Origin of the sequence: Dickeya oryzae, from assembly GCF_009372235.1 — a bacterium.
In the GTDB taxonomy this organism is placed as follows: Bacteria; Pseudomonadota; Gammaproteobacteria; order Enterobacterales; family Enterobacteriaceae; genus Dickeya; species Dickeya oryzae.
Map to the genome: position 1 here is coordinate 612472 of NZ_ML762920.1, position 24394 is coordinate 636865.

A 24394-nucleotide genomic window follows, 5' to 3' on the forward strand; every position below is an offset into this window, starting at 1 on the left:
CCTCGCTTAAGTCAGCACAGACAGGCACAGCGGCCTCAGTGTTGTTTTTCCTGCTGTTTGGCCTGTAACTCACGATACCAGCGTGGATGGTGTTTTTTCGCCCAACCGCTGGATACCCAGCCTTCCACCATCGCGGTGATGGTGCCCTTCACCCACAGCGCGGCGTATACATGCACCATGATAGTCAGGATCAAACCGACGGCGGATACCGAGTGCACCACCAATGCGGCACGGATCACCGGGATGGAGAACGACGGCGCAAAGTAAGGCCGCCAAATCACAATCCCGCTTGCCAGCAACAGCAGCAGACAGAGAATCGCCAGCCAAAATACGCACTTCTGACCGAAGTTGTACCGACCGGTATCACCAACCTCTTCATTGCGAGCGATTTTGTGGATGTTTTTCGCCCACTCCAAATCGCTGCGCTCAATCAGGTTGTGTTTCCAGTAACGTAAAAACATCAGCAGGAAGGCGACAAACATCACCACACCGACAAACGGGTGCAGGATACGCGCCAGTTGCGGCGTGCCCAGCACACTCATCAGCCAGTTGAGCGACGGGAAGAAAAACCCTAATCCGCTGAGTGCGGCAAACACAAAGCAGAACGCCACAATCCAGTGATTAATGCGCTCGGGGGCGCTGTAACGCTGAATTCGATTACTCTTTTTCATGCTGCTTGCCCTCGTGGTGCGCTTCGTCATCGTCTTCTACCCGGTTCGGGCCGATACCCACGTAGTGGAATACGCTGGCCGCAAAGGTGGCGGCAAAACCGATGGCCGCCAGTGGTTTCCAGATGCCTTTCCAGAAGGTCACCGCCGGGCTGATGGTCGGGTTAGCGGGCAGACCGTTATACAGCTCTGGCCGGTCTGCATGGTGTAGCACGTACATCACGTGTGTACCCCCCACCCCAGCCGGGTCGTACAGACCGGCATTCTGATAACCGCGGCTGTTCAGGTCTTTCACCCGTTCGGCCGCCAGCACTTTCATCTCGTCTTTGGTACCGAAATGAATCGCACCGGTCGGGCAGGTTTTCACGCACGACGGCTCCTGGCCGACTTCCACACGATCGACACACAAGGTGCACTTGTACACCTTGTTATCGTCCTTATTCATGCGCGGCACATTGAACGGGCAGCCAGCGATACAGTAGCCACAACCGATGCAGTGCTCGGACTGAAAATCGACGATGCCGTTAGCGTACTGGATAATCGCGCCTTCCGACGGGCACGCCTTCAGGCAGCCCGGGTCGGCACAGTGCATGCAGCCATCCTTACGGATAAGCCACTCCAGCTTGCCGTTTTCTTCGAACTCGGCAAACTTCATGACCGTCCAGGACTTGGCGCTCAAATCGGTCGGGTTGTCGTACACCCCTACGTTATGCCCCACCTCGTCACGGATGTCGTTCCACTCGGAACAGGCCACCTGACATGCTTTACAACCGATACAGGTGGTCACATCGATCAGTTTGGCAACCTGCTCTTTGTGGTTGCGGGCCTGCGGCGGTGGCGTCAGTGAGTTAGTCGCGGAGCGACGGATAATATCTTGTGATTGCATTGCCATAATGTTTCTCCGCGACTACGCTTTTTCCACATTAACCAGAAACGCCTTGTATTCCGGCGTCTGACTGTTGGCGTCACCGACATGCGGCGTCAGGATATTCGCCATAAAGCCTTTCTGGGTGGTGCCTTCAAAGCCCCAGTGACAAGGCACGCCGATGGTTTCCACCGGTTTGCCCTGAATCGTCAGGGTACGGATACGCTTGGTAACGACTGCCTTCGCCTTGATATATCCTCGTTTACTGCTGACTTTCACGACGTCGCCCGCCTGAATCCCCTTCTGCTTCGCCAGCCCTTCACCGATTTCCACAAACTGCTCTGGCTGAACGATAGCGTTGAGACGCGCGTGTTTCGTCCAGTGGCGGAACAACTCGGTAATCGAGTAGGTCGTGGCAACAAACGGGAATTCTTCCACCGTTCCCATATACGGACGGTCGGCAGGCAGAATACGGGCAGCCGGGTTGACCTGAACCTTGCTGTAAACCGGGTTGGTTTTCAGCGGCGATTCCAGCGGCTCATAGTGCGCCGGGAACGGCCCTTCGGCCATCTTGTCGATAGCGAACAGACGCCCCAGCCCTTCGGCGTTCATAATAAACGGGCCAGCCGCGCTACCCGGAGGCACGGTAGCGGCGAAATCGGGCACGTCTATCCCCGTCCACTTCTGGCCATTCCAGCGAATCAGCTCACGTTTTGGATCCCACGGGCGGCCTTGTTCGTCAGCCGACGCACGGTTGTAAAGAATGCGGCGGTTTTGCGGCCAGCACCAGGCCCAGCCCGGCGTACAGCCCAAACCTGACGGGTCGGCGTTGTCGCGACGCGCCATCTGGTTACCCGCCTCTGTCCACGAACCGGCGTAAATCCAGCAGAAGCTGGCCGTGCTGCCGTCATCACGCAGCACCGAGAAGTCAGGCAGCAGTTGCCCTTTCTTCAACAACAGGTTGCCTTTATCGTCGTACAGATCCGCCAGCGCACGGCCATTAGCTTCTTTGGTAATTTCCTCGGCGGACGGGTCTTCCGGTTGCAGGTAATTCCAGCTCATGTTCAACACGGGCTCAGGATTGGCGCCACCTTCTTTGGCATACAGCTCGCGCAGACGCAGAAACAGGCCAGCCAGAATCACCCCGTCGTGGCGCGCTTCACCTGGCGGCTCAGCGCCCTGATAGTGCCATTGCAACCAGCGGCCGGAGTTAACGATGGAGCCGTTTTCCTCGGCAAAACAGCTCGACGGCAGGCGGAACACCTCAGTTTGAATCTTACTGGGGTCGACATCGTTCAGCTCACCGTGGTTCTGCCAGAAGTTGGAGGTTTCGGTCGCCAGTGGGTCAATGATCACCAGATATTTCAGTTTCTTCAGGGCATCACGAGCGCGGTTGGAGTCCGCGAAGGCCGCCATCGGGTTGAACCCCTGCACGATATAACCGTTGACCTTGCCATCCAGCATCATGCGGGAATACGCCAGCGCGTCGTAGCTCTTGTCCCACTTCGGCAGCCAGTCGTAACCCCAGTCATTCTCTTTGGTCGCTTTATCGCCCCAGAAACTCTTCAGCATGCTGATAAAGAACTTCGGCGTATTCTTCCAATAGTTAACCTGATCCGGCAGCAACGCCTTCGGTGTTATCTGATCGAGATACATCGTCAGCGAGGTTTGTTTTTCTGATGGTAGCGGCATATAGCCCGGCAGGTTCAGCGACAACAACCCCAAATCGGTGTAGCCCTGAATATTCGAGTGGCCGCGCAGTGCGTTCACACCGCCACCCGCCATACCGACGTTACCCAGCAGCAACTGCACCATGGCCGCAGTACGAATAATTTGTGCGCCTGCGGTGTGCTGTGTCCAGCCAAGGGCGTACATAATGGTCGCGGTGCGATCCGGTACGCAGGTCGAGGCCAGTTGCTCACAAATGGTCAGAAAATCCTGCTTCGGCGTACCACAGACATTGGTCACCAGGTCCGGCGTATAACGGCTGACGTGCTCTTTGAGCAGGTTCCAGACGCAGCGCGGATCACTGAGTGTGTCATCACGTTTGGCAAAGCCGTTTTCATCCAGCGCATACTGCCAACTGGTACGGTCGTACTTACGCTCTTTTTCGTCGTAACCGCTAAACAGGCCTTCATCAAAGTGGTAATCGTCACGAACGATCAGGCTGGCGTTGGTATACGCCTTCACATACGGCATCTGCACTTTGTTGTGGGTAAGCAGATAGTTGACGACACCGAGCAGGAAAGTGATATCGGACCCGGCGCGAATCGGCGAGTACATGTCGGCAACGGCAGCCGAGCGGTTAAAACGCGGGTCGACGACAATCAGTTTGGCGCCGTTGTGAATCTTGGCCTCTACCGCCCATTTAAATCCGACCGGGTGCGCTTCTGCCGGGTTGCCCCCCATCACCAGAATCACGTTGGCGTTCTTGATGTCGACCCAGTTATTGGTCATCGCACCGCGACCGAAGGTCGGTGCCAGCGCCGCCACCGTTGGGCCGTGGCACAGACGCGCTTGCGTATCGATGCCTATCATACCCAGTGCACGGGCAAATTTTTGATCCAGTATCCCGGTTTCATTACTGGCAGCGGAGGAGCACAGCATCCCGGTGGTCAACCAACGGTTAACCGTCACACCGGCAGCGTTTTTCTCAACGAAATTGGCGTCGCGATCTTTTTTCATCAATGCGGCGATGCGATTGAACGCCTCTTCCCAACTGATGCGCTGCCATTTATCCGATCCCGGCGCACGGTATTCCGGGTACTTCAGTCGCTGATCGCTATGAATAAAATCAACCAGACCAGCCCCTTTCGGGCACAACGAACCACGGCTCACCGGATGATCCGGATCCCCTTCAATGTGGTAAATAGAGGCGTTGGCGTTTTTAGCGCCATCGCCCAGGCTGTACATCAGAATACCGCACCCGACTGAACAGTAAGTGCAATTATTCCGGGTTTCTTTGGCTCGCAATAGCTTGTATTGCCGCGTTTCGGCTAACGCCGCACTGGGCGAGAACCCCAGCGCGGTGACCGTCGTTCCGGCCATACCGCCTGCGCATATTTTAAAGAACTGCCTTCTGCTGACCTGCATGGGATATTCCTCGCACGACATCACTCAGAGCGATACCCTTCATACTTCAAGTTGCAGGTGTGTTGGCTGCCCTCACTCACCCCAGTCACTTACTTGTGTAAGCTCCTGGGGATTCGCTCGATTGCCGCGTTACAAGGCTCTAACGAGCCTTGCCCTAAAGGGCCAACGCGTGGCGTTGTTCAACACGCCAGCGTGTTGTCCTGCAACTCGAATTATTTTGGGTCTATACCCCTCATACATCGATTGCAGGTCCATCGGCTGTGCTATCAGGCTCACCTGAGCCCTACCCTGAAAAGGCAACGCGCGGCGTTGTTCAACACGTTGTCCCGCAACTCTGATTATTGGGGGTAATATCGTATTTTATGTATTAATGCTTTATTAATATGAATGAATGCTGGCAGGGGAAGTGCATAAACCCCTATCAAACATATGTATTATGTACCGACGAATAAAAAGCGCCAATTGATTATCTCAATAACAACAAATAAGTCACAATTCGTCGTAGCGCGGCTGTTTTTTAACGTTATCACACAGTTAAGAATAATCATTCTCATTATCAAGAGAGCTAAGACACTGTGCCGCTGTATATTTATTTACATGTCGATTACAGCCGAGTGTTCTCTTCCACGTTATACCAACGAGAAATAATTAAGATTTTCTTTATAAAAAACAGGGTGTCTGTTTCTTCGACAACAGAGGAATACCACGTCTGATGATAAAAAAATAAATACCGCAGGCGGGCGTAAAATAAATAACGCCCGACATGATATGACCGTGAATCGATTATTTTTGATGGGAAACGATAAATAACGCAGGTTACCGATCAGGACGAGGAGAGTGTGTTTTTCAACAATGTCGCCAACGCGATAATGGCGTTCTCTGTTTTCTCCTGCCATTCGAAGGAGGTATTAATGCGGAAATAGCGGTCAAACTTATCGCTGGTCGTGAACATGCGGCCCGGCGCGATACTGATATTCAGCGCCAGTGCCTGCTGATACAGGTCAATACTGTTGATGCCCTCCGGCAACCCCAGCCACAGAAAATAGCCACCATTGGCGTAGTAAATATCCACACAGGCCGGGAAATGCACTTTCATTGCCTGGTACAAGCGGTGTTTGCGTTGCTCAAGCGTTCGCCGCAGACGCCGCAGATGACTATCGTAACTACTGGTCGCCAGATAATCGGCCACCGCCAATTGCATCGGTGCACTGGCAGACAGTGTACTCATCAGTTGCAGCCGCTGGACACCTTGTGCAAAGCGGCCTGCCGCCACCCAACCAACACGAAATCCGGCGACCAGATTTTTTGAAAACGAAGAGCAGTGCAGTACCTGGCCTTGCGTATCCAACGCTTTGACCGGCAGCGGCCGATGCGGACCGGCGTACAGCTCACTGTAGACATCATCTTCAATCAACGGTACCTGATGCTCGCTCAACAGCGCGGCCAGTTGCTGCTTTTTCTCCCATGCCAGCGTACAACCAAGCGGGTTATGAAAATTGGTCATCAGCCAGCAGGCGCGGATTGGATAGTCCTGCAATGCCTGTCGCAATGCCGCCAGATCAATACCGGTATGCGGATGTGTGGCGATAGCAATCGCCTTCAACTGCAAACGTTCGATAGCCTGCAATGCGCCGTAAAACGACGGCGACTCCACCACCACATAATCGCCGGGGCGGGTCAACATTTGCAGGCTGAGGTTCAGTGACTCCATGGCACCGCTGGTAATGACGATTTCCTCCGGCGATACCGCGATACCTTGCAACGCATAGCGCTGGGCTATCTGTTTGCGTAAACGTTCATTGCCGGGCGGCAGGTTATCCAGCGCACTCTCCGGTTGCATACGGCGCGCTACCGTCGCCAGTGAGCGGGTTAACTGGCGCTGAGGAAACAACCGGGGATCGGGAAAGGCCGAGCCAAACGGCACTACGCCGGGCGAACGGCTGGCGTGCAGCACATCAAAAATGAAGCGGTTAACATCCACGTTTTCCGTCAAATGCACCGCTTCACCCTCGCTCACTGGCGCAGAGGGGCGTTCAATGCGCGGGGCGGCGTAATACCCCGATTGCGGGCGCGACACAATCCAGCCCTGACTTTCCAGTAGCTGATAGGCATGCAGCACCGTCATCAGACTCAGGCCCGAATGCACCGCCTTTTCGCGCAACGACGGCAGTTTTTCCCCCGGTTGCCAGATACCCGACTGTAACTGCTCGCGCATCTGGTCAGCCAGTTGTTCGAACTTAGCCAGTGCCATACTCCTTAGCGGGACAACGCCTGCCGGACAAAATCCAGCAGCAACCGCTGCGCCCATACCGGCTCTGCGCTATGGGTTATTTCCGGCAAGGCGCAGTGTCGCAGGCAGGCGTTCATCACCGCGGCATCCATCTCCGGGTGGAACTGGAATGACAAGGTATGCGGCGTGTAACGAATAATCTGGCATCCATCCTGTTCTGACGCCGCCAGCACCTGTGCACCCGGTGGTGGCGTCACCACAGACTGAAGATGGCTGAGGTAAGCGCTAAACTGCGTCGGTAGCGCCGTCAGCAACGCGTCATTCGCGGCATGGTCATGCAGCGTTACCGTTTTAAGCCCCATCTCACGTCCATTCGGGTTATCCGCCACCGTGCCGCCCAACGCATGCGCCAATAACTGATGGCCGTAGCACACGCCCAGCACCGGCAACCCGACCTGCACGCTCTGACGTAGCCACTCGGCGGTACGCTCGCTCCAGTCCAGCCGGTCAGTCACCATCGACCAGGAACCACTGATAATAGCGGCATCATGCTCACCGGGGTGCGGCAAGGCGTCACCGGCGTCTGGCCGCACCACATGCAGTTGCACGTCTTGCGCCGCCAGCGCGCTGCAAAACCAGTCAGCCTGTTGACCGACAGACTGCGCGATAGGCTCAGGGGGTTCCCCCATCTGTACGATGAGTAAAGAAGGAGAACGTGATGAGGAAGGACAATCTGCGTTTCGCATCGTCATAGCGCGTCGCTGGCCTCGAAGAACGGTAAACAAGATGAGTTTTGAACGTATCACGCAGGACGCGCCCTGTCATCGCTTCATGCTGTTGATTTTTATTCACCGCGATAAAGGCGCGCAGAAAGGCACACCGCCCCTTCAACGGGTAGCGGTTGAACGGTAGGCCAGAGAAAAAACATCGTAGAAATAGAGGTACCCCTTGGTTTGCAACAAACGGGCGATCCCCTCTTTTACCGCGGCGGCGACCTGTGGATTATGCAGCAAGGCCTCCAGCGTCTGTGCCGACACATGGCGACTGTTATACCACTCGCCGTTGTAGCACACCCGCAGATCCAGCGTGTCGATATCTTCAAAGCGATAGCGCGGGTTGATATCCATCGACATCGCCAGCGACATCAGCGCCAGAAACAACGTAAACCCCACCACATAAGGCAGGCCGAAATAGGGTGCGTACCACAAAATCAACGCCACCGGCACATAACTCGCCAGCATGCCGCCGAATAAATAAGGGTGAGTGACCATAAAGCGGCGACTGAAACGGATGCGGTTATCGCGCCGCTCCTCACGATTCAGACGTTCGATTTCGTCATTCAGAATACGTTTCACTTCGTCCATACCGAATCCTCTGCCGCTGCGTAGTGGTGCGCAACGGTAGCACGGCGCACCTTATCAGAACAGATACAGTCCGGTGAAAAAAAGCTATAACAGTTACCCTTGTGTTGACAGACGACTGGCGGCAATCAACGCCTGCCCCAACGCCAGCCCACCGTCGCCGGCCGGTAACCGTGACGGCATCAGCAACGTCATATCAGCCAGCCGTTCACGCAGCAGTGCAACCAGCAAACGGTTATGCATCACCCCGCCTGAGCACACCACCGTATTCAGCCCGTACTCCCGTGATGCCTGACGCACCAGCGCCGCCAGCCCGTCAGCCAACGCCACATGAAACGCAAACGCACGGTCAGCCGGTGTCGCGTGCCAGTCCAGAAACTGCTGCCAGAACGTAGCCAGATCCAACTGGTAGCCGGACAACGGTAGCGTCACCGGCGATCGGGTCTGTTGATGTTGCCGGGCCAGCGCTTCCAGCCAGCAAGCCGCCTCCCCTTCCCAGCTTTGTTCGCCGTCAAATCCACAAGCGGCGGCAACGGCATCAAACAACCGGCCAGCGGATGAAGCCAGCGGAGCATTCAGACCGCGCTCAATAGCACGCGTCAGCAACGGCCGCGCAGCGACAGGAATCACCCCCGCTTGCGGCAGTGACGCCCAATCCGGTACAAACGCCAGAAGCTGTGCCAGTAGATTACGCCACGGCTGGCGTGCTGCCAGATCGCCGCCCGGCAACGCCACCGCAGGCAACCCGCCCAGATGCTGGCACTGGCTGTAATCCACCCGCAGGCACTCACCGCCCCACCAGCGGTTATCACCACCATAGCCAATGCCATCCAACGCCAGCCCGATGACCGGCCCGGCGTCACGCGGCCAGCGGTGTTCCGCCAGACAGGCAACGATATGCGCGTGATGGTGCAATACCTCGATGCAGGGGATGCCCAACTGTTGCGCCTGCCGCTGCCCCAAACGACGGCTGACATACCCTGGGTGAGCATCCACCGCGATGGCCTGCGGCGTAAACCGGTAGATATCAGCAAACAGCCTTTGCGCCTGCTGGTACTGCTGTTCCACCTCGTCATCAGCCAGATCGCCCAAGTGCTGACTGACAATCGCAGAGCCATCACGCAGCAGGCAGAAGGTATTTTTGAGGTCGGCCCCCATAGCTAATAACGCGGGCTGCTGGCTAAATCCCGGCGGCAACGGCAGGGCATCCGGCACATAACCGCGTGCGCGCCGCAGCATCTCCGCCCGTTCATCCTGCATTCTCACTACCGAGTCATCGGCCCGCTGCACAATATCGCGATCATGCAGCAACCACAGGTCAGCAATAGCCGCCAGTTCAGCCAGCGCCTGCGTGTTATCCAGCGCAGGCGGTTTACCACTGGCATTGCCAGAGGTCATCACCAGCGGTCGGCCCACCGCCGCCAACAGTAAGTGCTGTAATGGGCTGGCAGGCAGCATTAATCCCACCTCATCCAAACCGGGGGCAATACCTGCGGCCAGGACACCATCGTGGCGCAGCGGTAGCAGCACGATCGGTGCCGCCGGGCTTTGCATCAGACGCAGCGCGGGCGCAGGGTTTTCCACACTGCTGCACTGTGCGAGCCAGTCAGCGCCCGGTAACATCACCGCCAGCGGCTTGGCCGGGCGGTGCTTGCGCTCACGCAGTCGTGCCACTGCCTGCGCATGGGTAGCGTCACAAGCCAGATGAAAACCACCCAGCCCTTTTACTGCCACAATCTGCCCGGCGCATAATGCGGCGGCCGCTTGCATAATAGCGTCATCACCACGCACCACGACACCCGATGCATCACTCAGCCACACCTGCGGCCCGCAGGTTGGGCAAGCGTTGGGTTGAGCATGAAAGCGCCGATCCGCCGGATGTTGGTATTCCTGCTGACAGGTGGGGCAAAACGGGAACGTCGCCATCGCCGTATTCGGGCGGTCGTATGGCATCTGGCGGATGATAGTAAAACGCGGGCCACAATGGGTGCAGTTGATAAACGGATAACGGTAGCGACGATCGCGCGGATCAAACAGCTCCTGACGGCAGGCATCACAGGTCGCCGCATCCGGCACAATGTGGGTATCCATCTGCCCGGCACCGCTGTGTTCAATGGTGAAATCGTCCGGTGGTGTTTCCCAGCGATAAGGCTGACAGGTGACCTGGTCAATCTGCGCCAGCGGCGGGCACTCAGCGTATAGCGCAGCAATGAAATCCGCCTCGGCGCTCACCGGCCACAGCCGGACTAACACCCCCGCGCCATCATTCAGCACACTGCCTTTGGCACCAAGCCGGTGAGCAATTTGCCAGACATAAGGCCGAAACCCCACCCCCTGCACTTTGCCTTTAACGCGAATTTCAATTCCGTCGTGATGTGGTGACATCATAGTTATATGAATAGCTATCACTGTAAGTGTTGCTGTATGGACGCCTTTTATACAGCGTCTCGCTGCACTACCCCGCTCTGGCGTCCACTTAGGGCGGCCAATCGCCGCCGCCCTAAGAACCCGGGCTTTTGGCGGGAAATTACGCCGCTACGCGGTGCCTTCGGGAAAAACAGACTCCTTTTCGGCCCGCCGCTGACGCGCTCCCGGCGCGGCAGCGGCTCTCGCGGCATCCATGCCGCTCGGCCGGGAGTCTGTTTTCCCCTCAGCGTAATTTACGCCATTGCGTCCACCTGCCACCATCAAATCGACAATGACAACGATCAGAACAGGGCTAGAGGATTAGCAAATCCTCGGCATAGGCTCGCTGTGGGGCAAGTCCAACAGGCGGGAGGTGCCGAATACGCCGCACAAGCGTACCTGTTTTTTGTCGGTGACGCTGCCGATTACCGCGGCATCGCGTCCCAATGGGTGAGACTGTAAAACGTCCAGGACCCGGCTTTCCGCTTCTGGCGACACCGCCAGCACCAGTTTACCTTCATTGGCGAAATTGAGCGCTTCCAGACCCAGCAGTTCACAGATACCACGCACCGCCGTTTTGACCGGTAACGCACTTTCCTGTATTTCCATGCCGCAACCACTGGCTTGTGCGAATTCGTGCAGGATTGCCGTCACCCCACCACGGGTGGCATCGCGCAGAGCACGTACGCCATCAATCTCGCGCAGCGGCGCAATCAACGGTGCCAGTACCGCGCAATCGCTGGTCAATTCGGCTTCCAACCCCAGTTTTTCACGCAAATTCAGAATGGTGGCACCGTGATCCCCCAGCGTACCACTGACGATCAAACGGTCACCGGGGCGAATCTCACCGGTGCCCCACTGCACATGTGGTGGAATCACGCCAATACCTGCGGTATTGATGAAAATCTTGTCCGCTGCACCGCGCGGCACCACTTTGGTATCACCGGTGACGATTTGGATACCCGCCTCGCGGGCCGTTTGCGCCATCGAATTGACGATGCGCAGCAGCGTTTCTCCCGCCAGCCCTTCCTCCAGAATAAAACCACAGGAGAGGTAACGCGGCACAGCACCACTGACCGCCAGATCGTTAGCCGTACCGCATACCGCCAGCTTGCCAATATTACCGCCGGGAAATTCGATCGGGTCGATAACATAGCTGTCGGTGGTAAACGCCAGCCGATCACCCTCGGCATTCAGCTCCGCCAGCGACAAACGCGCCTGATCTTCACGTTCCGCCAATAATGGGTTATCGAACGCCTGCAGGAACAGGCCTTCGATCAGTTGTTGCATTGCCTGCCCGCCGCTGCCATGCGCCAGGGTAATTTCTTTTGGCAATAACGTGTTCTTCATCAGGCGCACTCCCGTCGATACTGGTAATAAGCGGCGCAAGCGCCTTCTGAGGACACCATCAACGCGCCGATAGCATTTTGCGGTGTACAACGCTGACCAAACAACGGGCAATCACCCGGTTTGCAACGCCCGGTGAGCACATCACCGCAACGTGACAGCGGCTCATCCGCCACCTGTTGCTGCTGCGGTTTGAAACGGCGTTCAGCATCAAATGCCGCATACTCTGCCCGCAACTGCATACCGGAATTGGCAATTTCGCCCAACCCACGCCATTCACTGCTGGCCTTGGTTTCAAATACCTCGGCCATCGCCTGCTGCGCCAGCGTATTACCACTGTCCGGCACGATACGACGATACTGGTTTTCCACTTCGCAGCGTTCATCATGCAGTTGTTGCACCAGCATCAACAGCGCTTGCAGGATATCCAACGGCTCGAAACCCGTAACCACGAACGGTTTATGGAACTGCTCGCACAGCGGTTGATAAGGATACGCGCCAATCACCATACTGACATGCCCCGGAGCCAGGAAACCGTCGATACGCAAATCGGGTTGCTCCAGCAGGCTTTTGAGTGTCGGAATGATAGTGATGTGCTGACAAAACAGCGAAAAGTTATCGATACCGCGACGTTTGGCTTGTTGCAGGGTCAGTGCGGTGCTCGGCATGGTGGTTTCAAATCCCAGTCCGAAAAACACCACTTGTCGATCAGGGTGTTGCTCCGCCAGCGCCAGCGCATCTAACGGGGAATAAACCACCCGGACATCAGCGCCGTGGCGTCGGGCATCCTGCAACGATCCATTCCGACCCGGCACCCGCATGGCGTCGCCGAAAGTACAAAAGATCACGTCAGGGCGAGCGGCTATCTCCAGACAGGCATCGATCCGCCCCATCGGCAGTACGCACACCGGGCAACCCGGCCCATGTACAAACTCAATTTCCGGCGGCAATAGCCGGTCGATACCGAACTTAAAAATGGCATGGGTATGCCCGCCGCACACCTCCATCAGTTGCAACGGGCGCGCCTTTAAATGCGGCATGTCGTCAACCAACGCCTGAATGCGCTGTAACAACGATTTCGCCAGTTCGGGATCACGAAATTCATCAACGTACTGCATAAATGGCTCCGGTTTGCCTGACTTCATCCAGCTCCAGTCCAACCGCCTGCATGGATTGCAGCGCCGCCAGCGTTTCCTGTGCTTCCTGCTCATCGAGCAAACTCATGGCGAAACCGACATGCACCAGCACCCACTGACCGACCAACTCTGCCGGGTCGCCTTCACATACCAGCGCAATATTTACCTCGCGCTGTACACCACACACATCCACCCGTGCCGGATAATGCAGGTCCGGCCCGACAGCGACCACTTTACCGGGAACGCCCAAACACATGGTTAGACTCCTGACAGCAGTGACGGTTGTGACGGCGTTTGCGCCCCCAAAAGCTGGGTTTCCAGCCAGGCCAACCAGGCTTCCATCCCTTCACCAGTACGCGCAGACAACGCAATTACCTCGATCTGCGGATTAACGCGACGTGCGTTAGCAACACAAGCGTCGAGATCGAAATCCAGATACGGCAACAGATCGATCTTATTGATGATCATCAGCGATGCAGCGGCAAACATATGCGGATACTTAAGCGGTTTGTCTTCGCCTTCGGTGACTGACAAGACCGCGATTTTGTGCCGTTCTCCCAAATCGAAACCAGCCGGACACACCAGGTTGCCAACGTTTTCGATAAACAGCAGACTCTGATTTGGCAGTTGCAGTCGGTGCATGGCGTCATGCACCATCTGTGCATCCAGATGACAGCCTTTGCCGGTATTAACCTGAATCGCGGGTACGCCGGTGGCCCGAATACGTTCGGCATCGTTGGTGGTTTGCTGGTCGCCTTCGATCACCGCGCACGGTACGCGCTCACGCAGCAAGTGCAAGGTATTGGTCAGCAGCGTGGTTTTCCCAGAACCGGGGCTGGACACCAGATTCAACGCCAGAATCTGGTCGGCGTCGAAATGCTCGCGGTTATGCGCTGCCAGTTGGTTGTTTTTACTCAGCACATCCATTTCTATTTGTAGCAGTCGTTGCTGACCGACACCCGGCGCATGGGTGCCTGCCGCGCCCTGCCCATAGTGCAGATGATTTTCCTGCTCTACCGGCTGGAACCGTTCTTCCTGCTGATGGTGTTCGTGTGAATGTGCGTGATGGTCATGACCATGATGCGCATGGCTGTGATGAGCATGCTCATGGTGGTCGTGATCATGGTGGTCATGCGAATCGTGCGTATGGGCATGATGCTCATGCGCGTGACGCACGGCCAGCGGACGTGATGCGCCATGATAATGATGGTGTACGTCGCCGTGGTGATAATAGTAATGGTGATGATGAATAATCACACTGGGCGCGGGCGCTACGTCATCATAATGATGATGATCATGCCCGTGATCGTGGTCATGATGGTGAGGATGCGAATGCGCATGATCATGACTGTGGCTATGTTCGTGGTGGTGATCGTGCGTATGGGGATGGTGGTGTGAATGCGCAGGTTCATCGCCCTCTATCCGGCGTTCTCCTTCGCCACAACCGCATGTGGTACACATTGATACGACTCCTCCGGTCAACCAGACCGCTTTCTACTGATGACAGGTCGCGTTGAAAACGTAGCGTGTTTTATTCAACCGCCAGTTGCTTGAGTTGCAGGCTATCGCCTCCGCTTTCAACTCGCAGACTATGGCTGCCGCAATGCGGACAGCCGCTGTCGTGGTGGGTCACTTCCACTGGCTGGCTACACTCCCAGCACCAGGCCTGTGCCGGACGCACCGACACATGCAACTGGCAGCCTTCTGCCAGGGTTTCACGGCAGACCGACTCAAAGCAGAACTGCAACGCACTTTCTTCAATGCAAGACAGCGCGCCGATTTCCAACCAGACGCCGGTAACCCGGCGAGCGCCATGTTGACGCGCCTGCTGTTCAATCAACTCCAGTGCGTTGTAGCACAAGGACACTTCATGCATGCCGCTGACTCCGATAACGGCTGAACAGCGCGCGGCGACTCAGGTTCTCTGGTGCGTCGGCATCCTGCACCGGCAATGACAGCGCCATACGTGCGCTTTGTTGTGCCAACTGCAACGCCTGTTCCGCACCGAGTGCCGAGTCCAGCGGCGACATCAGTGAACAGGACAGATACTGCTGCCCGTCATCACTTTCACTGACCACAAACTTCATGCTGCCGCACGGCAGCGCTAACGCCAGTCGGGTGGAAAGATCACGCCGGGGCCATTGTTGCCCCGGCCCCGGCAGCACCAGCAGACTCAACATCCACGGCGTCAACAGGCAACCGAACCACTGCTGTTCAAACAGGGTAAATCCACAGGCCCGCACCGGAATACCGTCACGATAAAACGGCAACAACCGCATGCGTTCTTGGGCAATACGGTTGAACTCGGCTTCCAGCCAGGCCACCGGACTCTGATCATGCCCCGCAATCCACGCCAATTCTTTGCGCTCGTCGGGTATTACCGACGGATTATTACCGCCGTCGTGTGGCGAAGCAGAAAAAATATCAGTCACCACACACCTCCTGCGTGGTTTTCTCCGTTACCGTCACGCCACTTTGACGCAGCGCGACGATAATGTGCTGTAACGCCGGTTCCAGCGCACGGGTCACGGTATCGGACAAGCCGATACCGGAATCGAGCGCTTCCGGCTCCACGCCAACCAGTGTCAGTTGGCGGGGAAATTCGCCGGTCAATTGCAACGCCATCAGCACATCAGCCAGACCTAACTGGTGCGGGGAGATTTTACGGGTAAACAATGCCGGGACTTCACGGTCACGCAGCACCGTCACACTGCCCGGTGCCTTGCCGGTCAATACCGCATCGGCAACGATCAGGTGATCACGCCCGGCCATGTATTCCATCAGCTCCATGCCACAGGTACCACCGTCCACCACATCAATGGCGGGTGTGCAGTCAAAGCACTGCTCCAGTTGTTCCACCAGACGCACCCCAACCCCTTCATCACTCAGCAAAATATTGCCGATCCCCAACACCAGTATATTCATCACAGCACCTTCACCCGCGTCACTTCATTGCCATTCACGGTATCCACTACGTGCACCGCACAAGACATACAGGGGTCGAAGGAGTGGATGGTTCGTACCACTTCCAACGGCTTATGCGGGTCCGCCACCGGTGTACCGACCAGCGACTGCTCGTACGGGCCGGGCTTGTCTTCACCGTTACGTGGGCAGGATGTCCAGGTCGACGGCACTACCGCCTGATAGTTAGTGATTTTGCCGTTTTTAAACACCACCCAGTGCGACAGCATGCCGCGCGGCATTTCCCCGAAGCCCACACCGTGAAACTCGGTATCGGGTGAAAAGTCCGGTTTGATGAAGGTCTGATGATCGCCTTTACCGATGTTGTCCACCAGCGCCTGCCATTGCTGCGCTAGCGTATCTTTCAGTACGCAGCAGTGCACCGTACGGCCAATCACACGACCCAACGTGGAGTGCAGATGTTTCTCTTCCAGTTGGTGTCCACTGAGCGTCTGATAAGCGGCTTTAACCTGAGAGAAATGGGTCAACGTGTCTTTATGCTTCGCAGCCAGACCGCACAGCAACCAGGCCAGCGGCCCCACTTCCACGGTTTTACCGTAGAAAGTCGGCGATTTCACCCAGGAGTATTTGCCGTCTTCATGCCAGCCGGTGTACTTCGGTCGGGTCAGCCCTTCCCACGGTGCCAACGGCTGGTCGTCCTGATACCAGGCGTGTTTACCGCTCTCACGGATACCGTCTATCAGGAACTTATCGCTGTGGCTGGTGATCGGTCGGTACGTCGACAGATCGCTGTTTTCTATATATCCGCCCGCCAGCAGGAAGCTACCGTTCTTGTTGTCGGTCGGCAGTTCCGGCACGCTCAGGTAATGATCGGCACCGCGTCCCAGCGACAACCATTGTGGGTAATGGGCAGCAATCACCGCGCAGTCCACTTTGTAGACCTGCTCGATAAAATCACCCAACCGGTCGATGAAGCTCTTCACATACATCAACCGTTCCAGATTGAGTACGCTCGGGGCATCTAGGTTGATTGGGTTAGCCACGCCGCCAACCGCCAGATTCTGGATATGCGGTGACTTGCCGCCCAGGATCGCCACGATACGGTTAGCATCACGCTGGCATTCCAGCGCCTGCAGATAGTGAGCGACGGCAATCAGGTTCACTTCCGGCGGCAACGACATCGCCGGGTGGCCCCAGTAGCCGTTGGCGAAAATACCCAACTGACCGCTGGCAACCAGATCTTTGAGCTTCTGCTGCACTTTGGTGAACTCGGCAGCGGTATTCAGCGGCCACGTGGATAACCCGTTAAGCAGCGTCGCCGCTTTCTGCGGATCGGCTTTCAACGCGGAGGTCACATCCACCCAGTCGAGCGCCGACAACTGGTAGAAATGCACAATATGGTCATGGATACTGTGCGCGGCCAGAATCAGGTTGCGGATGTACTGGGCGTTGACCGGCACATTCAGGCCAAGCCCATTCTCTACCGCACGCACGGAAGCGATAGCATGCACGGTGGTGCACACGCCGCAGATACGCTGCACGATCATCCAGGCATCACGCGGGTCACGCCCTTTGACAATCTCTTCCATGCCACGCCACATCGTGCCGGATGACCAGGCTTTGGTGACCTTGCCGTTTTCAATTTCGCAATCAATGCGCAGATGCCCTTCGATACGGGTAATGGGATCAATGGTGATGCGTTGGCTCATGCTTTACCTCAGCCTGATGATGCGTATGTTCGCCTTTCAGCGCGGGCAGTACCGGCAGCAGGCGGATTAACAAGATGTAGGCGCAGACCTCAATGGCGACGAAGCCAATGGAAATCAGGATCTCCTGCGCTTTAGGAAAGTAGTGGTAGCCGTTGCCGGGGTTGAACGCCAGCAGCGAATAGCTCAGTCGCCACAGGGCCGCGCCAAACAGCATGCAGAGTGCACTGACGAACAGCCAGCGGGCATCCTGACGGCAGCGTTTCAAGCGCAGCAGCACCAGCGGCAAGACCATCAACGCGGCTTCACACCAGAACATGACAGCAAACCGGTCACCAGCGAACAACAATGCGGTTTTTTGGTGCCAGATGATTTCACCGAAGCGCAGCACCACAAACAGCAGCACCAGCACATGGGCAAGCCCTGTCAGTTTGCGGAACAACGCCTGTTCGTCTGGGCCACGCCCTTTCAGCCCAGCCTGTACCAGCGAGCCTTCGAAAATCACGATCGAAAAGCCCATGATGAACGCGGTCAGCAGCGACAGCAGCGGCAACAGTTCATAGCTTTGCCACAGCGGATGCACTTTATAACCGGCGGAAATCATCAGCGACCCCATCGATGACTGGTGCATCGTCGGCAGTAACGCCCCCAACGCAATGATGAAGAACATCACCTTGTTGAGTCGTTTCAGCGAGACCTTCCAACCGAAGCGTTCCAGTACGACTGGGGCAAACTCCAGCGCCATCACCCCGATGTAGATAGTCATACACACGGCGGTTTCAAACAGTACCGAGTTGGTATTGAAATAACCGGGGATATAAAAGTACGGCAGGTTCCAGTAACGGCCAACGTCGATGGTGATGGACAATCCACCCAGCGAATAACCAAACAGGCTGGCGAGTAGCGCCGGACGTACTAACGGGTGGTATTCGCCACGGTTGAATACATACACCGCCCAGGCCAACGCCCAACCGCCGCAGGCAAAACCGGTACCGACCAGCAGGTCAAACGCGATCCAGATCCCCCACGGGTAGCCGCCGTTAAGATCGGCAACGGAACCTATCCCCAGAAACAGACGTTTCACGATGAGGATCGCGCAAATCGCCACCAGCGGAGCCAGCAGCATCACCGGCCAGCTCACCAGCCGACCGCCCAACGGACTTGCTTTATGAGCCGTCATGAGGTTTCTCCTGTGAGTCGTCGTGCGTCTCCTCGCGCTCTGCACGGGTATTGCGATGCACCAGTACGGATAACCCAGCCAATACAGCCAGTGGTAACACCATACCTTTGTACAGCGTGTGCTGGATGTGCTCTGAGCGTGCACCGGTAGACAGCGAATCCAACGCGGGCATTTCCAGATTTGAGTACGGCACCCCAGACAACACCAGCACTTGCGTCCCGCCCGCTTCCTTCTCGCCATAGACATAGCGTTCGTAGCGTGGCACGGTGTGCTGGTAGGTGTCTTTCCTGTCCAACGTCTGGCGTGGATAGGCGTATTCATCACCCGGTTTCAGCGCCAGTCGACGTTTTGCTTCCTCCAGCAGTTGCTCACGGGTGCCGTAAATCACCGCACCCGTCGGACAGACTTCCACACACCCCGGCATGCCGCCTTTGTCGAGTCTGGCCAGCTCAGGCTGGTTGCACAGCTCGCATTTGTGGATTTTGCCAAGCGGGTTTTCATAGTCGTACTTCGGCACATCGAACGGGCACGCCACCATGCAATAACGACACCCGGTACAGATGCTGGCGTCGTAATGCACCACGCCAGTTTTCGGATCTTTCTTCAACGCCGATACCGGACACACCGACACACAGTTGGGATCGACGCAGTGCATGCACTGCTTCTTGATGTAGGCGTAACCGTCTTTTTCCTGATCTTTGTTCTTGCCGTCGCCGCTACGCCACACCTGAATGATGTTGTTGGTATAAGGGCTGAGCTTGTCATTGTTGGACCAGGTCGCCGCGCCACCGGAATAGACCGAGCTATCCGGTTTATATTCCAGCTTGTTGACCTGTTGGCACTTGCTTACACATGCCTGACAGCCCACACACAGCGTCGAGTCGTACAGCATGCCGAGCGCGCCAGGAATTGGCGGCCGGTTGGTGGCCTGCGCCTGACTGGCAAGCGGCGTCCCCGCCAGCAATGCTCCCGCGGACGCCAGCTTGAAAAAATTGCGTCTGTTCACGGCTTAACCCTCCCGGGATGCGTTGCCGGCGTCCTGCTGTTTTTGCTGCCGACCCAATTCGCGTACTGCCATCAGGCTCACACCGGCTACCGCCCCCAGCACGCCGCCGATAAGCCCTGTCGCGGTAGCGGAGCTGTTGCCGCCTTCCGGGCTGGTCACCGACGGTTTTTCAACACGTGGCGTCGGATTTTCCACATTCGCCAGCTGGAAAATACCCTTGGTAAAACCGATGCCCTGCTCGTTGCAGCCGTAGCATGGATGCCCGATCCCCACCGGCCAAATGCCGCCGCCCACGTCACAAAACTCCAGCGTCGGGCAGTTGCCGTAGGTTTCCGGCCCTTTGCAACCAAGGTGATAGAGGCACCATCCCTGCCGATGCCCTTCATCGCCAAACTCTTTGGCAAACCGACCTGCGTCGAAATGCGGACGACGTTCGCAGTTCTCGTGAATCAGGCGGGCATAAGCAAAGGTGGGACGATTCTGGCTGTCGAGTGCGGGCGCACGCTGATAGGTAATGATGTGCGCCACGGTCGCCAGGAAGTTGTGCGGGTTGGGTGGACAACCGGGAATGTTGATAACGGTTTTACCCGGCAGCACCGCTTGCAAGCTGGCGGCTCCCGTTGGGTTGGAGCCGCTGGCAGGTACCCCGCCCCAGGCAGAACACGACCCAATAGCGACGATAGCGGCAGCATGCTCAGCGGCGGCACGAATGTGCTCGACAATCGGCTTGCCGGCCACCATGCAATAGATGCCGCCATCTTTCAGCGGGATGGAACCGTCTACCACCAGAACATATTTACCTTTGTACTGTTCGATAGCCCGGTGCTTGTTCTCCTCAGCCTGTTCGCCAAACGCGGCTGAAAGGACTTCGTGGTATTCCAGCGAAATGGTATTTAGTAGCAGATTTTCAATGGTCGGGTGGGTAGCACGCAACAGGGATTCGGTACACCCGGTACATTCCTGAGCGCCAATCCAGATCACCGGCGGACGCTGGGGAGACGTCAGTGACTGTGCCATCTGTGCGGCAGCGGCCTCTTTTAACCCCATGGTGGCGGCAAGTGCTGCACATAGCTTCATAAAATCACGGCGATTGATACCGTGATGGGAAAGCATCATATTTTCCCCATTCATTCTTTATTATTCTCCTGTAGCCAAGTCGGAGTAACACATTTCCGTGTCGGCATAGAATAATGAGGAGAATAACGTCACCGACTTGATCTCTATCAATCGGCCGGGGAATAACCATTCTATTTATGCGTCTTCTGTGAAGTTCTTCGCGACATTCCTTTTTTAAAAGCACCGGACTGCGATTAAATGAGAAAATATCTCAATGCGTAAAAAACACATATTTTTTTGTGATCCAGAATTGCTTAATCGATTTAACTACGCCTTATATCAGTTATAATAAAATTATCATGGCATTGATTTTAAAATATTTTATTAAATCATACCTTTATTTGATTTTATTCTTTAATTATTGATTTATCTTTATCACTCACTCTCGCCCCAACCGGTTACTTTAGCTATTTTACTTTTAAAAGTGTAATTGCAGGATAATATTGCTGCCAGTCGCAAAGATAAAAGTGTGCCCTGTGGTGGTTTTTTATTCAGGATTTTGATTATCTCACCGCCATCGTGATTCTACGGTGCGGCGTTTTAACATTTCGCGCAATAAAAAAAGCAGCCGGTAATGGCTGCTTTTCTTCAATACGCTGAATATTATTCTATTCCGCGACTGCGTAGGTAGTCTTCGTAGTTACCACTGAAATCAACCACTTTACCTGGCATAATCTCAACAATGCGGGTTGCCAGTGAGCTAACGAATTCACGGTCATGCGACACGAACAGCAACGTTCCCTGATAAAGCTCCAGCGCCATATTTAGTGACTCGATGGATTCCATATCCAGGTGGTTAGTCGGTTCGTCCATCACCAAAATGTTCGGTTTTTGCATCATCAGCTTGCCGAACAACATCCGCCCTTTCTCCCCTCCGGACAGCACTTTGACTTTTTTACGGATATCGTCCTGAGAAAACAGCAGACGACCCAGCACGCTGCGTACCGCCTGCTCGTCATCGTTTTCTTGCTTCCACTGACTCATCCAGTCAAATACCGTCAGTTCATCGTCAAACTCGTACTCATGGTCCTGCGCATAATAGCCAATACGCGCGTTTTCCGACCACTTCACCAGGCCGGATTCCGGTTCCAGTTCACCCACCAGTGTTTTCAGCAAGGTAGATTTACCGATCCCGTTGGTACCCAGAATCGCTACTTTTTCCCCGACTTCCACCAGCATTTTTAGCTGGCTGAACAGCGGCCCATTATCAAACCCTTTGGTCAGGCTGTCGATTTCCAGCGCGTTACGGAACAGTTTCTTATCCTGATCGAAACGAATAAAGGGGTTTTGACGGCTGGAGGCTTTCACCTCTTCCAACTGGATTTTTTCTATCTGGCGCGCACGGGATGTTGCCTGACGTGACTTGGACGCGTTAGCGCTAAAGCGGCTGACAAACGACTGCAACTCGGCAATCTGCGCTTTCTTCTTAGCGTTATCCGAAAGCAGACGTTCACGCGCCTGCGTTGCCGCGGTCATGTACTCATCGTAATTGCCCGGATAAATGCGCAGTTCGCCATAATCCAGGTCCGCCATGTGGGTGCACACCATATTCAGGAAGTGGCGGTCATGGGAAATGATGATCATGGTGCTATCACGTTCGTTCAGCACCTGCTCCAGCCAGCGGATGGTGTCAATATCCAGGTTGTTGGTCGGTTCGTCCAGTAACAGAATATCTGGGTTGGAAAACAGTGCCTGCGCCAGCAACACACGCAGTTTCCAACCCGGTGCAACTTCGCTCATCGGCCCATAGTGCTGATCCAGCGGAATACCCACACCCAACAGCAGTTCACCAGCGCGTGACTCGGCACTGTAGCCATCCATTTCGCCGTATTTGACTTCCAGATCGGCCACCCGGTAACCGTCTTCCTCGCTCATTTCGCTCAGCGCATAGATGCGGTCACGCTCTTCCTTCACTTCCCACAGCTCGACGTGACCCATGATTACCGTATCCAGCACGGTATATTGTTCAAACGCGAACTGATCCTGACGCAATTTACCGATCCGCTCATTCGGATCAATCGCGATGTTACCCGCACTCGGTGCCAGATCGCCGCCGAGGATCTTCATAAATGTCGATTTGCCACACCCATTGGCGCCGATCAGACCATAGCGATTACCGCCGCCAAATTTGACAGAAATGTTTTCAAACAACGGCTTACTGCCGAATTGCATCGTAATATTATTGGTTACCAGCACAGCACTTACTCGATTCGGAATGTGATTTGGCGCGCATTATGCCACAAGCGAGACCCAGAATCCCGGCGATTGAAGCACATTTTTTAATCAGATGGCGGGTTTCAGGTCGTCATCCGTGCCAGGCTGAGCGGGTACTCATTGAAAACAGGCACGACAGCGCGTAACCGGGCATACATAATGAACGCTGAGCCAGCTTGCAAAAGGAAAAATCAGATGCCGTCATCACGCCGTTTCAAACAGGTCGATGTATTCAGTCAGCACCCCACTAAAGGCAATCCGCTCGCCGTCATTCTGGATGCCGATGGGCTTAGCGACGAACAAATGCAAGCGATTGCCCGCTGGACTAACTTGTCGGAAACCACGTTTGTGCTGACACCGGATAACCCGGTGGCTGATTATCGGGTACGGATTTTCACCCCACAGAACGAGCTGCCCTTCGCGGGCCACCCTACGCTTGGCACCGCGCACGCGCTATTGGAGTCGGGCCTGACGCCACATGTCCCGCATCAGCTTATCCAGCAGTGTGGCGTTGGTCTGGTACCGGTTGCGATAGGCAGTGACGGTCAGCTGGCGTTTCGTGCGCCAGAGGTCACCATGACCGAACTCGACCCTCACCATAACGCGTTACTCGACGCCGCCATCGGTAGCCATTTACGCCATCCGGATCATCGCCCGATCAATGTCCACATGGGGATACGCTGGCTGACGGTACGAATGGAAAGTGCACGAGCCTGCCTGAATGCCCGCCCAGACGCGGCTCATCTGCAACGCTTGCAGCAACTCGCCCAGACCGATGGCGTGGCAATCTATGGGCCACATGACGATAGCACGCCCACGGACTATGAAGTGCGCGCCTTCTTTATGCTGAATGATGCCGTGGTGGAAGACCCGGTAACCGGTAGCGCCAACGCTTGTATTGCTCGCGTGATTCAGCACAGCCCGTTACCGGAACAGGCAGACCATCGGCTTGGTTATCGCGTGCGTCAGGGCACCATGCTGTACCGCGATGGCCGGGTTACCGTTTCCTACATTGATGGTCAACCGTGGATTGGCGGTTACAGCACCACCTTGATTGACGGGCATCTCACCCTCTGATGCATGCTTTCTGATGTTACCCATCTGACGACGAGCCTGCCGCTGGCGGCTCGTCATTCATGGTCAC

20 protein-coding genes are annotated in these 24394 nt (G+C 55.9%); 1 reads left to right on the forward strand and 19 read right to left on the reverse strand.

Annotated elements, in window-relative coordinates; translation table 11 throughout:
- Positions 1–35 precede the first annotated feature (35 nt).
- The 19 genes from fdoI to FAZ14_RS02790 form a co-directional block, all read right to left on the reverse strand.
- The gene (gene fdoI, locus FAZ14_RS02700; protein WP_016941049.1) at positions 36–671 is read right to left on the reverse strand and encodes a formate dehydrogenase cytochrome b556 subunit; all 636 of its coding nucleotides are present in this window, start codon (positions 669–671) and stop codon (positions 36–38) included.
- Positions 658–1560 (reverse strand): formate dehydrogenase subunit beta, encoded by a 903-nt coding sequence (gene fdxH, locus FAZ14_RS02705; protein WP_012885369.1) that lies wholly within the window; start codon positions 1558–1560, stop codon positions 658–660. The genes fdoI and fdxH overlap by 14 nt, the downstream gene beginning before the upstream one ends.
- Positions 1561–1575: 15 nt before the next feature.
- A complete protein-coding gene (gene fdnG, locus FAZ14_RS02710; protein ID WP_016941050.1) occupies positions 1576–4626 on the reverse strand; it encodes a formate dehydrogenase-N subunit alpha in 3051 nt (1016 codons plus the stop codon).
- 823 nt (positions 4627–5449) lie between these two features.
- Complete coding sequence (locus tag FAZ14_RS02715; RefSeq protein ID WP_038925833.1) at positions 5450–6871, reverse strand: aminotransferase-like domain-containing protein; 1422 nt, start codon at positions 6869–6871, stop codon at positions 5450–5452.
- 11 nt (positions 6872–6882) lie between these two features.
- Entirely contained in the window at positions 6883–7608 is a 726-nt protein-coding gene (locus tag FAZ14_RS02720) for a glutamine amidotransferase (protein ID WP_338084597.1), read from the reverse strand.
- A gap of 135 nt (positions 7609–7743) precedes the next feature.
- Positions 7744–8220 (reverse strand): YlaC family protein, encoded by a 477-nt coding sequence (locus FAZ14_RS02725; protein WP_153507991.1) that lies wholly within the window; start codon positions 8218–8220, stop codon positions 7744–7746.
- A gap of 93 nt (positions 8221–8313) precedes the next feature.
- Positions 8314–10605, reverse strand: a complete 2292-nt coding sequence (gene hypF, locus FAZ14_RS02730) for a carbamoyltransferase HypF (RefSeq protein WP_153507992.1) — start codon at positions 10603–10605, stop codon at positions 8314–8316.
- Positions 10606–10944: 339 nt separating this feature from the next.
- The gene (hypE, locus tag FAZ14_RS02735) at positions 10945–11973 is read right to left on the reverse strand and encodes a hydrogenase expression/formation protein HypE (protein WP_038905001.1); all 1029 of its coding nucleotides are present in this window, start codon (positions 11971–11973) and stop codon (positions 10945–10947) included.
- Complete coding sequence (gene hypD, locus FAZ14_RS02740; RefSeq protein ID WP_038925770.1) at positions 11973–13088, reverse strand: hydrogenase formation protein HypD; 1116 nt, start codon at positions 13086–13088, stop codon at positions 11973–11975. The genes hypE and hypD overlap by 1 nt, the downstream gene beginning before the upstream one ends.
- Positions 13075–13362, reverse strand: coding sequence for a hydrogenase maturation factor HybG (hybG, locus tag FAZ14_RS02745; protein ID WP_013318684.1), 288 nt, complete (start codon positions 13360–13362; stop codon positions 13075–13077). The genes hypD and hybG overlap by 14 nt, the downstream gene beginning before the upstream one ends.
- Before the next feature lie 2 nt (positions 13363–13364).
- The gene (gene hypB / locus FAZ14_RS02750) at positions 13365–14567 is read right to left on the reverse strand and encodes a hydrogenase nickel incorporation protein HypB (protein ID WP_153507993.1); all 1203 of its coding nucleotides are present in this window, start codon (positions 14565–14567) and stop codon (positions 13365–13367) included.
- A 70-nt stretch (positions 14568–14637) separates the two neighbouring features.
- The gene (gene hypA, locus FAZ14_RS02755) at positions 14638–14982 is read right to left on the reverse strand and encodes a hydrogenase maturation nickel metallochaperone HypA (protein ID WP_016941061.1); all 345 of its coding nucleotides are present in this window, start codon (positions 14980–14982) and stop codon (positions 14638–14640) included.
- A complete protein-coding gene (gene hybE / locus FAZ14_RS02760) occupies positions 14975–15484 on the reverse strand; it encodes a hydrogenase-2 assembly chaperone (RefSeq protein ID WP_050544593.1) in 510 nt (169 codons plus the stop codon). Before hybE ends, hypA begins: the two co-directional genes overlap by 8 nt.
- Positions 15485–15530: 46 nt before the next feature.
- Entirely contained in the window at positions 15531–16031 is a 501-nt protein-coding gene (locus tag FAZ14_RS02765; protein ID WP_153507994.1) for a HyaD/HybD family hydrogenase maturation endopeptidase, read from the reverse strand.
- Positions 16031–17737, reverse strand: a complete 1707-nt coding sequence (gene hybC / locus FAZ14_RS02770; RefSeq protein WP_016941064.1) for a hydrogenase 2 large subunit — start codon at positions 17735–17737, stop codon at positions 16031–16033. The genes FAZ14_RS02765 and hybC overlap by 1 nt, the downstream gene beginning before the upstream one ends.
- Positions 17715–18914, reverse strand: a complete 1200-nt coding sequence (gene hybB, locus FAZ14_RS02775; RefSeq protein WP_016941065.1) for a Ni/Fe-hydrogenase cytochrome b subunit — start codon at positions 18912–18914, stop codon at positions 17715–17717. Before hybB ends, hybC begins: the two co-directional genes overlap by 23 nt.
- The gene (gene hybA / locus FAZ14_RS02780; RefSeq protein WP_038925772.1) at positions 18901–19920 is read right to left on the reverse strand and encodes a hydrogenase 2 operon protein HybA; all 1020 of its coding nucleotides are present in this window, start codon (positions 19918–19920) and stop codon (positions 18901–18903) included. The genes hybB and hybA overlap by 14 nt, the downstream gene beginning before the upstream one ends.
- A 3-nt stretch (positions 19921–19923) precedes the next feature.
- Positions 19924–21051, reverse strand: a complete 1128-nt coding sequence (gene hybO, locus FAZ14_RS02785; protein WP_016941067.1) for a hydrogenase 2 small subunit — start codon at positions 21049–21051, stop codon at positions 19924–19926.
- A 588-nt stretch (positions 21052–21639) separates the two neighbouring features.
- Positions 21640–23232: an ABC-F family ATPase gene (locus tag FAZ14_RS02790; protein ID WP_016941068.1), complete on the reverse strand. Its 1593-nt coding sequence runs from the start codon at positions 23230–23232 to the stop codon at positions 21640–21642.
- Between the two features lie 213 nt (positions 23233–23445).
- Here FAZ14_RS02790 and FAZ14_RS02795 point away from each other — a divergent pair, with 213 nt between their 5' ends.
- Positions 23446–24327 carry a PhzF family phenazine biosynthesis protein gene (locus tag FAZ14_RS02795; RefSeq protein WP_153507995.1) on the forward strand — a complete coding sequence of 294 codons (882 nt, stop codon included), beginning with the start codon at positions 23446–23448 and terminating at the stop codon, positions 24325–24327.
- Positions 24328–24394 lie beyond the last annotated feature (67 nt).